Genomic DNA, 12,763 nt, shown 5'->3' on the forward strand with positions numbered 1-12,763 from the left:
ATTCCGTGCAGTAATGGAAATGTTTTTCAGCTACAATTTGCGCCAAAGCGATTTCCAACGGTAGGAGATATCATGAAAGTAGCAAAAGACCTGGTGGTCAGCCTGGCCTATCAGGTACGTACAGAAGACGGTGTATTGGTTGATGAGTCTCCGGTGAGTGCACCGCTGGACTATCTGCACGGTCGCGGCTCGCTGATTTCCGGCCTGGAAAAAGCGCTGGACGGCCGCGCGGTCGGAGAACGTTTCGATATTAAAGTAGGCCCGAACGAGGCTTACGGCAACTATGACGAAAATCTGGTACAGCGCGTACCGAAAGATGTCTTCATGGGTGTGGACGAGCTGCAGGTCGGCATGCGTTTCCTGGCTGAAACCGATCAGGGTCCGGTGCCTGTCGAAATTACCGAAGTGCAGGACGAGCACGTCGTGGTTGACGGTAACCACATGCTGGCGGGCCAGAACCTGAGCTTCAACGTCGAAGTCGTTGCAATTCGCGAAGCGACGGCGGAAGAGCTGGAGCACGGTCACGTTCACGGCGAACACGATCATGACCACGATGGTTGCTGCGGCGGTCACGGCCACGACCACGACCATGACCATGACCACGGTAACGGCGGCTGCGGCGGTCACGGTGGATGCGGCTGCCAGCACTAAGGGCGGCTTCACCATTAAAAAACCCGGCGCTGCGTCATGCAGGCCGGGTTTTTTTACGTCGGATGTTTTCGAGGGCAGGAAGGCTGAGGAGTTACTCTTTTCCCATCAGCATGTCATCCTGCGGCGCATTGAAGCGTTGGGCTTTAGTGAGCAGGAAGTAGATATAGGCCGCGGCCATCAGCGCAATGAACAGAGTGCCGATGAGTGGGTTGAACCACAGCATCGCCAACAGGCACACGCAGGCCAGCACCAGGGCAATCGCCGGAATCACCGGGTAGCCGGGCGCGAGGTAGGTCCGTTCCAGCTCGGGTGCGGTACGACGCAAACGGAACAGGCTTAGCATACTCATGATGTACATCACGATAGCCCCGAAGACGGCCATGGTGATCATGGCGGCGGTCAGACTCATTCCCTGCAGGTTAATCCAGCTGTCGCTGAAGATAGCGGCAATCCCGATAACGCCGCCGGTGAGGATCGCCCGGTGCGGCGTTCTGAAGCGAGACAGCTTGGCCAGTCCGGTCGGCAGATAGCCCGCTCTGGCGAGGGCGAAGAACTGCCGGGAATAGCCGAGAATGATGCCGTGGAAGCTGGCAATCAGCCCGAACAGCCCGATCCAGACCAGCATGTGCATCCACCCGGAATTGGCACCTACCACGGCTTTCATCGCCTGCGGCAACGGATCATTAATGTTGGAGAGCGTTCGCCAATCACCCACGCCGCCCGCCAGCAACATCACGCCTAGCGCCAACAACACCAGCGTCATAATGCCGGTGATATAGGCTTTGGGAATGGTCCGCTTCGGATCTTTGGCTTCCTCTGCCGCCATTGCCGCGCCCTCTATCGCCAGGAAGAACCAGATAGCGAAGGGAATGGCCGCGAAGATGCCGGACAGGGCAGGCAACCCGAAGCTATCGCTACCGGCCCAGCCGTTGGCGACAAAGTGACTGAAGCTGAAACCGGGGGCGACGACGCCCATAAACACCAGCAGTTCGAATACCGCCAGCAGGGTGACGCAAAGTTCGAACATCGCGGCGAGTTTCACACCCAGAATATTCAGCCCCATAAAGACCAGATAGGCGCCTGTCGCGGCATAGCGCGGATCCAGATCGGGGAACTGCACGTTCAGGTACGCGCCGATCGCCATCGAGATAGCGGGAGGCGCAAAAACGAATTCGATGAGCGTGGCCATGCCTGCGATCAGTCCACCGGTTTCGCCGAAGGCTCGGCGACTATAGGCGAAAGGGCCGCCAGCGTGAGGTATGGCAGTGGTCAGCTCCGTGAAACTGAAGATGAAACAGGTATACATGGCGGCGATCATCAGGGTCGTGACCAAAAAGCCGAGCGTGCCTGCGACGCCCCAGCCGTAGCTCCAGCCAAAATACTCGCCGGAAATGACCAGGCCGACGGCGATCCCCCAAAGATGCAGGGCCCCCAACGTGGGTTTCAACTGCATTGTCATGACGTTATCCCCTCTAAAGTATGGATGAAACCAACCGCATTTTTATAGGTACAACAGCTGGTTATGGAGTCTAAGGGCGTTTTCTGCGGTGGGGCTGCATCCGCTCGATGATGACGCCGTTATGGGCGCGGATACTTGACACTAACGAGGTGTTTTTTGCGCTCTGGAGTCAAAGAAGAAAAGGAGAGAGGGCAAGTTGTCGTCTGCGGTCAACTTTTACTGCCTTTACGTCAAGCATCGGAATGGCCGTCATTACATGCTGAAGGTCTGTAAGCCCCTTCCTTTGATGAGATCTTACGATGGCAGAACAATACGATACGCTTGACGACATCACAATGAGCCGGTTGGCGGAGCGAGCGATGGGCCGCTACTCTGCCGAGCTTCAGGGAACGCTGACGCTGCTGTGCCGTTCGGAAAATGCGACCTATCGGCTGGATGCCGGCGGAAAANGCTATGCCATGCGCATTCACCGGCCCGGCTATCACCATCGCGATGATATCAACGGCGAACTGAGCTGGCTGGCTGAATTGCGTCAGGAAGGCATCATCGTGCCGGAACCGCTGGTGGGTCGGGATGGAAGTGCGGTGCAGACCGTGTCGTTGGATGACGGCGTGGAACGCAACGTAGTGCTCTTTCACTGGATAGAGGGTGAGATGCCGACGACCGATGTGGACGGCGCGGCCTTTGAGCAATTGGGCCGGATCACCGCCCGGTTGCATCAGCACAGCCGCCGATGGCAGCCCCCTGTTGGCTTTCGTCGTATCGTTTGGGATCACGAAACGATGGTCGGGCCGAACGCGCACTGGGGCCGTTGGCAGGACGCGCCCTACCTTTCTCCGTCCGACCATCCGGTTATCGAAGAGACGATAAAGCGGGTGAGCGCGGCGCTGGCCGACTACGGTAAATCATCGCAGCGCTACGGGTTGATCCATGCGGATCTGCGTTTGACGAATCTCTTGCTGCTGCGCGGGGAAACACGGGTGATTGATTTCGATGACTGCGGTTTGGGCTGGTATCTGCACGATCTCGCGGCGGCCATCAGCTTTGTGGAGCACCATCCGCGTGCGCCTGAATGGGTAGCGGGGTGGTTGAGGGGCTATCAACAGATCTGCCCCCTGAGCGACGCCGACTTAGTAGTGATCCCTTCGCTAATTGTGCAGCGGCGTATCCAGATGACGGCCTGGATTGGTTCCCATCAGCAAACGGAACAGGCCAAAAGCATGGGGGAACGTTGGTGTCCCGATACCGTCAGGCTGTGTCGGCTTTATCTGGCGGGCGCGCTGCCGGTGGGCGATACATCCGCGCCGTCCTGAAATTTTTGCACCATCTCAACGCACTGCTGTACCGCGGCAGTGCTTTTTTTGATTTTTGCCGACGCGTTTTCCTCCGTATTCTTCGGCCCTCCCAATATTATCCCTCTGTTTTCCCGGGTAACCGCCTGATGCCGTCAGCCTTGGTCATCCGCTGGTATGGAAATTGCTTTTTCTGTTCGATTTGGCGTCTTGTATTACAGAGGGGGAAATTATGGGAACACTGTCATTTCGGCTTCCTCCGCCGGCGGGAATTCCGCTCGGCCACCGGGGTGTACTGGCCGCGGCGGCTTCAGGGTTGGGTCAATTCATCGGAGATAATGGCGGCGATGCCGATCGCATTCTCGGCATTAGCGGTATTGATCCGGAGTTGTTGGCCTGCCCAACGCTCAGTGTCGGGTTGGTCAACTACTGTCGCGTACTGGAAGAGGCGGCGCGTTACTCCGACTGCACCAATTTTGGTCTGCATTACGGCAGGCAGTTCAAGCCGCAGGCGCTCGGGTTAATAGGCTATGTTGGGTTATGCAGTGCCACCCTTGAGCAGGCATTGCATAACGTTGCCCATGCTTTTCCATTCCATCAGCACGATACGCTGGTTCGCCTGGTCGATAAGGGCGAGTGCTGGCGTTTCGACTATCAGGTGCGTCACGGTGCGATCTTGCACTGCCGGCAGGATGCCGAGCTGACGTTGGGTATGATTCTGAACCTTGTGCGCCACGCAGCAGGCAAGCATTGGGCGCCGCGGGAGGTGCATTTCGAACACCCTCGGCCGGAACAGTGGCATGAGCACTGCAAAGTGTTTGATGCGCCGGTTTACTTCGATCAGCCGTTCAATTCGCTGTTGATTCCCAAGCGCGATTTGCTCAAAGCCATGCCGGAACACGATCCGTTGCTGCTGCTGGTGATACAGGATTCGCTGCGGCAGTTGAACAGCGATGTGCAGCAACAGAGCGTGGTGGATATGGCGCGCGCCCAGCTGCGCCAGGGGCTTTCACAGGGAGAACCTTCGCTGGACGAGGTGGCGGAAAATATTGGGTTGTCGAGCTGGTCGCTGCAGCGGAGGTTGAAGGATGCGGGGATCAACTTCACTCAACTGGTGGAGAAAGTGCGCTGTGAAATGGCGACGCACTATTTGCAGCAGCGGCAGCTCTCAATTTCTGAAATGGCTTTTTTACTGGGGTACTCGGAGGTGAGTGCGTTTTCCCGGGCATTTCGTCGTTGGTTTGGTATCAGTCCGCGCCAGTGGCGCAAGGCTTAGCACGACGGCAGAACGATGTATTTAGTAGTGCGGCGGCGGTGTTTCTTCAGATTGCGAGGCAATCAGGGACGGCGCCGTCGCCTTCAGTTTATCCACCAGCAAGTGCAGTTGTTCACGCACTCTGGCCATCTCCAGTTCATGCTGGACCACGGTTTGGTTCAGCTCCTCAATCGTTATCTCCTGAAACGCGATGCGGCTTTCCAGCAGTTCAAGGCGCTGTTCGAGTAATTGCTGCGACATGTGACTTCCTCCCAGACGGTCAGCGGTAGAGTTTGTCAGAAAGCGGAAACTTCTGGTAGTAAAAATGGTCGGAGTAGGGCGCAATGAGCGCATAAGGGAATTTTATCGAAGATAGTGGTGTGTTCGTTGTAATGTCTCCGTACACACAGCTATAGTAGTTTCGACTTTTTAAATGATTACCGGGACCTGCCGGGTCTCGGATGCTGGAGAGATGGATGAAATCACTGTTTAAAGTAACGCTGCTAGCGACCACAATGACACTGGCTTTGAATACCGGCGCAATGGCCGCGGAGACAGCAAAAGCGTCCGATAGCAGCTCGACAAGTACGACAACAGCAAAATTCAACAACGATGAACAGGCTGCGGCATACGCGTTGGGCGCCTCTCTGGGACGTTACATGGATAATTCCCTGAAAGAGCAAGAAAAACTGGGCATCAAGCTGGATAAAGAACAGCTGATCCAAGGCGTGCAGGACGCGTTTGCGGACAAGAGCAAACTGTCTGATGAAGAAATCGAAAAAACGCTGCAGTCATTTGAAGGTCGTGTGAAAGAAGCGGCCAAAACCAAAATGAAGCAAGATGCGAAAGAGAACGCGGACAAAGGCACTAAATATCGTGATACCTTCGCCAAAGAAAAAGGCGTGAAGAAAACTAACTCCGGCCTGCTTTATCAGGTAGACAAGGAAGGGACTGGCGCTGCGCCGAAAGACAGCGATACCGTGGTAGTAAACTACAAAGGTACGCTGGTTGACGGCACTGAGTTCGACAACTCCTACAAACGCGGTGAACCGCTCTCTTTCCGTCTGGATGGCGTCATTCCGGGTTGGACCGAAGGTCTGAAACACGTGAAGAAAGGCGGCAAAATTAAAATGGTCATCCCGCCGGCACTGGCTTACGGCGAAACGGGCGTACCGGGCATTCCGGCCAACTCTACGCTGGTATTCGACGTAGAACTGCTGGATATCAAATCTGAAGCGGAAGCTAAGGCGGCTGATGCTGCAAAAGCTGAAAAACCGGCTGACGAGAAAGCCGCTCAGCCAAGCGCTAAGTAATACAGCGCGTTGTCACGAAGAACCGCAGGTTATCCTGCGGTTTTTTTATGCGTGAACGTCGCGTCTTTAGGTGCTAAGGAATGCGTGCCTTTAAATTCCACCTCGCGAGTTCGTGACGTAGATATGACGATAAGCGTTTGTCGCCAATAGTGAATTTCAATAAGCAGAAGCAAACTATCGTCCGCGTTCATGGTGATTTCAGGTACCAAAATAGTACGCATTGTCATGATGTATCTTCCGTCATTGGACCGGGGCAGCGTGCCGTACCTCAACGATCTTTCTCCTCCGCGTGATAAAGGCGGCAAAAACCTTCACAGACGTTATACTGCTCCAGCGCGGTAGCCAATCCCAAGCTGATCCTCCCGTTTGTTAAGCCTGCCTTTTTGGGGCGAAAAAATGCCGATGAATGCAGGCATCATGGAGGTCTCATCGCATCAGCCTTTCGATATGACGCCGCGAATTTCAGGGACGAGAGAGAGGAGTTTTGTTAGACTATCCCTCCTGTCAATACGATCAATTGAATGACATTGAAGGTGGTGTTTGCCATGCCTAGTTCGCTTCTTTCAGCAGAGTCGAATGAGCTTGATTTGCTGGATGAACGTCCGTTTTCCCAAACGGATTACGAAATCCTGAAGTCGTATGAAGCCGTCGTTGATGGTTTAGCGATGCTAATCGGTGAACACTGCGAAGTCGTGCTGCATTCGCTGGAAAATTTAAAATGTTCCGCGGTGCGTATCGCGAACGGCGAGCATACCGGGCGTAAAATCGGTTCGCCTATCACCGATATGGCGCTACGGATGGTGCATGATATGGCCGGTGAAGACAGCAGCGTGTCGCAGGTGTATTTCACACGCGCCAAAAGCGGCATGCTGATGAAGTCAATCATCATCGCTATTCGTAACCGTGAGCAGCGTGTGATTGGTCTGCTGTGTATGAACATGAATCTGGACGTGCCGTTCTCACAAATCATGCAAACATTTATGCCGCCTGAGATTAAAGCGGTGGCATCTTCCGTTAATTTCGCGTCTTCCGTGGAAGATTTGGTAACGCAAACGCTGGAGTTCACCATCGAAGAGGTGAACAGCGATCGCAATGTGTCCAATAACGCCAAGAACCGGCAGATTGTGCTCAACCTTTATGAGAAAGGGATTTTCGATATTAAGGACGCCATCAATCAGGTTGCCGATCGGTTGAATATCTCCAAGCACACCGTGTATCTCTATATTCGCCAGTTCAAAAACGGCGACCTCAGCGGGCACGATCGCTAATGTTGGAATACTGTCTGCTGGTCACTGGACCGGCATATGGAACCCAGCAGTCCAGCAGCGCATTGCAGTTTGCGCAGACGCTGCTGGCCGCAGGCTATCGGCTTCAAAGCGTATTTTTTTATCGGGAAGGCGTACTCAACGCGAACCAGTTGACCTCCCCGGCTAACGACGAATTCGATATCGTGCGGGCCTGGCAACATTTACATGAAGAGCATCAGGTCGCGTTGAATGTCTGCGTCGCGGCTGCGCTACGCCGCGGCGTCACCGATAGCGAGCAGGCGGCTCAGCTAAAACTGAACGGCGCGAACCTGCAGCCGGGATTCAGTCTGAGCGGCCTAGGCGAATTGGCTCAATCCGTACTGACCTGCGACAGGGTCGTGCAGTTTTAACGCGGGCTCATGCTATGAAACGTGTCGCTTTTGTATTTACCCATTCCCCACACGGCAGCGCTTCTGGTAGAGAAGGGCTGGATGCGCTTTTGGCGATGTCTGCGTTGACGGAAGACATCGGCGTGTTTTTCCTCTCAGACGGCGTTTTTCAGCTTCTGCCAAGGCAACAGCCGGATGTTATTCTCATGCGCGACTACATTGCGACCTTTCGCGTCCTACCGCTATACGATATCGACCAATGTTATGTTTGCGAGCAGTCATTGCAGCAGCGTGGCATTTCAAAAGACACCCAGTGGGTTCTGCCAGTCGAAGTACAGCCTTCAGAATTACTATCCCAGACATTGAAAACCTACGATACCGTCCTTACCTTCTAGTGAGACATTTATGCTGCATACGCTTTCTCGTTCTCCCTACCAGATCGATATAGACGCCATGTTGCGCAACGTCGGAAGCGAAGATGCCATTCTTCTGTTTCAGGATGGCGTGACGGCGGCGCTGGTCGGTGCTGCGATGCTCATGCCGATACTGGCAGTGGGCGTGACCGTTTATGCCCTAAAAGAAGATGTCGCAGCGCGGGGAATGGCCGCTCAAATTTCGAGCAATGTGGCGCTGATTAGCTATAATGAATTTGTGAAACTCACGGCCCAGCATTCCGGACAAATGGCCTGGTAGCGGTATTTTTGTATATTTCTTGACTCCTCATCCGGGCAGCCCTAAAATTCTGCGTCCTTATACTTTGCCTTGTGCGAGTACGAGACGATTTATTACGTGTTTACGAAGCAAAACCCAGGAGCTTTTTGAATGGCAACAATTAACCAGCTGGTACGCAAGCCGCGCTCACTGAAGGTTGCTAAAAGCAACGTTCCAGCGCTGGAAGCATGCCCGCAGAAACGTGGCGTATGTACTCGTGTATATACCACCACCCCGAAAAAACCGAACTCCGCACTGCGTAAAGTTTGCCGTGTTCGTCTGACTAACGGTTTTGAAGTTACCTCCTATATTGGCGGTGAAGGTCATAACCTGCAGGAGCACTCCGTGATCCTGATCCGCGGCGGTCGTGTTAAAGACTTGCCGGGTGTGCGTTACCACACCGTTCGTGGCGCGCTGGACTGCTCAGGTGTTAAAGACCGTAAGCAATCCCGTTCCAAATACGGCGTGAAGAAGCCAAAGGCTTAATGGTTCTCCGTTAAGTAAGGCCAAACGTTTTAACTTTAATGTCAAACTAAACTCGTAGAGTTTTGGACAATCCTGAATTAACAACGGAGTATTTCCATGCCACGTCGTCGCGTCATTGGTCAGCGTAAAATTCTGCCGGATCCTAAGTTCGGATCTGAATTACTGGCCAAATTTGTCAATATCCTGATGGTAGATGGTAAAAAATCTACTGCAGAAGCAATCGTCTATACCGCGCTGGAGACCCTGGCTCAGCGTTCTGGTAAAGACCACCTGGAAGCCTTTGAAGTAGCTCTGGACAACGTGCGTCCGACTGTCGAAGTTAAGTCTCGCCGTGTTGGTGGTTCTACTTATCAGGTACCAGTTGAAGTACGTCCGGTTCGTCGTAATGCCCTGGCAATGCGTTGGATCGTAGAAGCTGCTCGTAAACGCGGTGATAAATCCATGGCTTTGCGCCTGGCGAACGAACTTTCCGATGCAGCAGAAAACAAAGGCACTGCTGTTAAAAAACGTGAAGACGTTCACCGTATGGCTGAAGCCAACAAGGCGTTCGCTCACTACCGCTGGTAATACCGGTGTAGATGTTAATAACCCAGCGGGCGCCTCAAAGGCTAACCCGTTTGGGTTTTTTACTACTTTGAACGCCCTAGGAATAGAGGAAACAAATGGCTCGTACAACACCCATTGCACGCTACCGTAATATCGGTATCAGTGCACACATCGACGCCGGTAAGACCACCACCACTGAACGTATTCTGTTCTACACTGGTGTGAATCACAAAATCGGTGAAGTTCATGACGGCGCTGCCACCATGGACTGGATGGCGCAGGAGCAGGAGCGTGGCATCACCATCACCTCCGCGGCGACGACTGCCTTCTGGTCTGGTATGGCCAAGCAGTATGAACCACATCGCATCAACATCATCGACACCCCGGGGCACGTTGACTTCACCATCGAAGTTGAACGTTCCATGCGTGTACTGGATGGCGCGGTAATGGTTTACTGTGCGGTAGGTGGTGTTCAGCCGCAGTCTGAAACCGTATGGCGTCAGGCTAACAAATATCATGTTCCGCGCATCGCGTTCGTTAACAAAATGGACCGCATGGGCGCGAACTTCCTGAAAGTGGTAAACCAGATCAAAACCCGTTTGGGTGCGAATCCGGTTCCACTTCAGCTGGCTATCGGTGCTGAAGAGCACTTCACCGGTGTTGTTGACCTGGTGAAAATGAAAGCCATCAACTGGAATGAAGCTGACCACGGTATCACCTTCGACTACGAAGAAATTCCAGCTGATATGCAGGAACTGGCTCAGGAATGGCACCAGAACCTGATCGAGTCTGCAGCTGAAGCTTCCGAAGAGCTGATGGATAAATACCTCGGCGGTGAAGAGCTGACCGAAGAAGAAATCAAGAAAGCACTGCGTCAGCGCGTTCTGAACAACGAAATCATTCTGGTTACCTGTGGTTCCGCGTTCAAGAACAAGGGCGTTCAGGCAATGCTGGATGCGGTAATTGATTACCTGCCGGCGCCGACAGAAGTTCCGCCAATCAGCGGTATTTTGGACGATGGTAAAGACACTCCGGCTGTACGTCATTCAGATGACAAAGAACCGTTTGCTGCCTTGGCGTTCAAAATCGCTACCGACCCGTTTGTTGGTAACCTGACGTTCTTCCGCGTGTACTCCGGTGTGGTTAACTCTGGTGATACCGTGCTGAACTCAGTGAAATCAGCTCGCGAGCGTTTTGGTCGTATCGTACAGATGCACGCTAACAAGCGTGAAGAGATCAAAGAAGTTCGTGCAGGTGATATCGCTGCTGCTATCGGTCTGAAAGACGTGACTACCGGTGATACGCTGTGTGATCCTGATAACTCGATCATCCTGGAACGTATGGAGTTCCCGGAACCGGTTATCTCTATCGCCGTAGAACCGAAAACCAAAGCTGACCAGGAAAAAATGGGTCTGGCTCTGGGCCGTCTGGCGAAAGAAGACCCGTCATTCCGCGTATGGACTGACGAAGAGTCAAACCAGACCATCATCGCTGGTATGGGTGAGCTGCACCTTGAAATCATCGTTGACCGTATGCGTCGCGAATTCAACGTGGAAGCCAACATCGGTAAACCGCAGGTTGCTTACCGTGAAACCATCCGTGACACCGTTAAGGATGTTGAAGGTAAACATGCTAAACAGTCCGGTGGTCGTGGTCAGTATGGTCATGTCGTAATCGATATGATGCCGCTGGAGCCAGGTGGTGAAGGATACGAATTTGTTAACGAAATCAAAGGTGGTGTGATTCCTGGTGAATATATCCCGGCCGTTGACAAAGGTATTCAGGAACAGCTGAAAGCGGGTCCGATGGCGGGTTACCCTGTTGTGGATATCAAAGTGCGTCTGCACTTCGGTTCTTACCATGACGTCGACTCCTCTGAACTGGCCTTTAAACTGGCTGCTTCTATCGCGTTTAAAGAAGCATTTAAACGTGCGAAGCCTGTCCTGCTTGAGCCGGTCATGAAGGTTGAAGTAGAAACGCCGGAAGACTACATGGGTGATGTGATCGGTGACCTTAACCGTCGTCGTGGTATCATCGAAGGTATGGAAGACACTGCTACTGGCAAGACTATCCGTGCCCAGGTTCCGTTGTCAGAAATGTTTGGTTATGCTACTGACCTGCGTTCGCAGACTCAGGGTCGTGCTTCTTACTCCATGGAGTTCCTGAAGTACGCTGAAGCACCGAACAACGTTGCCCAGACTGTTATCGAAGCCCGTGGTAAATAATCCGGGTTTAACATATTGATCCCGTGCTCTCTCCGTGAGGAGGGAGCATTCGAGTAAGGAATAACGCCGTGTCTAAAGAAAAATTTGAACGTACAAAACCCCATCTCAACGTCGGTACTATCGGCCACGTTGACCATGGTAAAACCACTCTGACTGCAGCTATCACTACCGTACTGGCTAAAACCTACGGCGGTGCTGCTCGCGCATTCGATCAGATCGATAACGCGCCGGAAGAAAAAGCACGTGGTATCACCATCAACACGTCTCATGTTGAATACGATACCCCGACTCGCCACTACGCGCACGTTGACTGCCCAGGGCATGCCGACTACGTGAAAAACATGATCACCGGTGCTGCCCAGATGGACGGCGCGATCCTGGTAGTTGCAGCGACTGACGGCCCGATGCCGCAGACTCGTGAGCACATCCTGCTGGGTCGTCAGGTAGGCGTTCCGTTCATCATCGTGTTCCTGAACAAATGCGACATGGTTGATGACGAAGAGCTGCTGGAACTGGTTGAAATGGAAGTTCGTGAGCTGCTGTCTCAGTACGACTTCCCGGGCGACGACACTCCGGTAATCCGTGGTTCTGCTCTGAAAGCGCTGGAAGGCGAAGCAGAGTGGGAAGCGAAGATTGTAGAACTGGCCGAAGCACTGGACAGCTACATCCCGGAACNAGAACGTGCTATCGACAAGCCGTTCCTGCTGCCGATCGAAGACGTATTCTCTATCTCTGGCCGTGGTACTGTAGTTACCGGTCGTGTAGAGCGCGGCATCATCAAAGTGGGTGAAGAAGTTGAAATCGTGGGTATCAAAGACACGACTAAAACGACTTGTACCGGTGTTGAAATGTTCCGCAAACTGCTGGACGAAGGCCGTGCGGGTGAGAACGTTGGTGTTCTGCTGCGTGGTACTAAGCGTGACGAAGTTGAACGTGGTCAGGTACTGGCTAAACCGGGTTCAATCAAGCCGCACACCCAGTTCGAATCAGAAGTTTATATTCTGAGCAAAGATGAAGGCGGCCGTCATACTCCGTTCTTCAAAGGCTACCGTCCGCAGTTCTACTTCCGTACAACTGACGTAACGGGCACCATCGAACTGCCGGAAGGCGTAGAAATGGTCATGCCGGGCGACAACATCAAGATGGTTGTCAACCTGATTGCTCCGATCGCAATGGACGATGGTCTGCG

14 protein-coding genes are annotated in these 12,763 nt (G+C 53.4%); 12 read left to right on the forward strand and 2 right to left on the reverse strand.

Annotated elements, in window-relative coordinates; all coding sequences use genetic code 11:
* Positions 1-72: 72 nt before the first annotated feature.
* On the forward strand, positions 73-651 hold the full coding sequence (gene slyD, locus SB13_RS16085) for a peptidylprolyl isomerase (RefSeq protein ID WP_026741324.1): 579 nt from the start codon (positions 73-75) through the stop codon (positions 649-651).
* Positions 652-742: 91 nt separating this feature from the next.
* Here slyD and eat read toward each other — a convergent pair whose 3' ends face one another.
* Positions 743-2,110, reverse strand: coding sequence for an ethanolamine permease (eat, locus tag SB13_RS16090; RefSeq protein ID WP_026741325.1), 1,368 nt, complete (start codon positions 2,108-2,110; stop codon positions 743-745).
* A gap of 299 nt (positions 2,111-2,409) precedes the next feature.
* On the opposite strand from eat, the gene SB13_RS16095 reads away from it, so the two are divergent.
* Both SB13_RS16095 and qhpR read left to right on the forward strand, forming a co-directional pair.
* On the forward strand, positions 2,410-3,423 hold the full coding sequence (locus SB13_RS16095) for a phosphotransferase enzyme family protein (RefSeq protein ID WP_026741326.1): 1,014 nt from the start codon (positions 2,410-2,412) through the stop codon (positions 3,421-3,423).
* Between the two features lie 211 nt (positions 3,424-3,634).
* Positions 3,635-4,678: an AraC-like transcriptional regulator QhpR gene (gene qhpR / locus SB13_RS16100; protein WP_026741327.1), complete on the forward strand. Its 1,044-nt coding sequence runs from the start codon at positions 3,635-3,637 to the stop codon at positions 4,676-4,678.
* A 21-nt stretch (positions 4,679-4,699) separates the two neighbouring features.
* On the opposite strand, the gene SB13_RS16105 is transcribed toward qhpR, so the two are convergent.
* On the reverse strand, positions 4,700-4,918 hold the full coding sequence (locus SB13_RS16105; RefSeq protein ID WP_026741328.1) for a SlyX family protein: 219 nt from the start codon (positions 4,916-4,918) through the stop codon (positions 4,700-4,702).
* 215 nt (positions 4,919-5,133) lie between these two features.
* Here SB13_RS16105 and fkpA point away from each other — a divergent pair, with 215 nt between their 5' ends.
* The 9 genes from fkpA to tuf form a co-directional block, all read left to right on the forward strand.
* A complete protein-coding gene (fkpA, locus tag SB13_RS16110) occupies positions 5,134-5,970 on the forward strand; it encodes an FKBP-type peptidyl-prolyl cis-trans isomerase (RefSeq protein WP_026741329.1) in 837 nt (278 codons plus the stop codon).
* A 545-nt stretch (positions 5,971-6,515) separates the two neighbouring features.
* Entirely contained in the window at positions 6,516-7,238 is a 723-nt protein-coding gene (locus SB13_RS16120) for a helix-turn-helix transcriptional regulator (protein WP_026741331.1), read from the forward strand.
* On the forward strand, positions 7,238-7,627 hold the full coding sequence (gene tusD / locus SB13_RS16125; RefSeq protein WP_026741332.1) for a sulfurtransferase complex subunit TusD: 390 nt from the start codon (positions 7,238-7,240) through the stop codon (positions 7,625-7,627). The genes SB13_RS16120 and tusD overlap by 1 nt, the downstream gene beginning before the upstream one ends.
* A 14-nt stretch (positions 7,628-7,641) precedes the next feature.
* On the forward strand, positions 7,642-8,001 hold the full coding sequence (gene tusC / locus SB13_RS16130; protein ID WP_026741333.1) for a sulfurtransferase complex subunit TusC: 360 nt from the start codon (positions 7,642-7,644) through the stop codon (positions 7,999-8,001).
* A gap of 10 nt (positions 8,002-8,011) precedes the next feature.
* A complete protein-coding gene (tusB, locus tag SB13_RS16135; RefSeq protein WP_026741334.1) occupies positions 8,012-8,299 on the forward strand; it encodes a sulfurtransferase complex subunit TusB in 288 nt (95 codons plus the stop codon).
* Between the two features lie 129 nt (positions 8,300-8,428).
* Positions 8,429-8,803 carry a 30S ribosomal protein S12 gene (rpsL, locus tag SB13_RS16140; protein WP_012768095.1) on the forward strand — a complete coding sequence of 125 codons (375 nt, stop codon included), beginning with the start codon at positions 8,429-8,431 and terminating at the stop codon, positions 8,801-8,803.
* Positions 8,804-8,899: 96 nt separating this feature from the next.
* Entirely contained in the window at positions 8,900-9,370 is a 471-nt protein-coding gene (gene rpsG / locus SB13_RS16145; RefSeq protein ID WP_009111198.1) for a 30S ribosomal protein S7, read from the forward strand.
* Positions 9,371-9,465: 95 nt separating this feature from the next.
* Complete coding sequence (gene fusA, locus SB13_RS16150) at positions 9,466-11,574, forward strand: elongation factor G (protein ID WP_026741335.1); 2,109 nt, start codon at positions 9,466-9,468, stop codon at positions 11,572-11,574.
* 68 nt (positions 11,575-11,642) lie between these two features.
* Positions 11,643-12,763, forward strand: a 1,121-nt coding sequence (tuf, locus tag SB13_RS16155) for an elongation factor Tu (protein ID WP_026741336.1), incomplete at its 3' end; no start/stop codon positions are given.

The organism is Lonsdalea quercina subsp. quercina (assembly GCF_000688695.1).
GTDB lineage: Bacteria > Pseudomonadota > Gammaproteobacteria > Enterobacterales > Enterobacteriaceae > Lonsdalea > Lonsdalea quercina_D.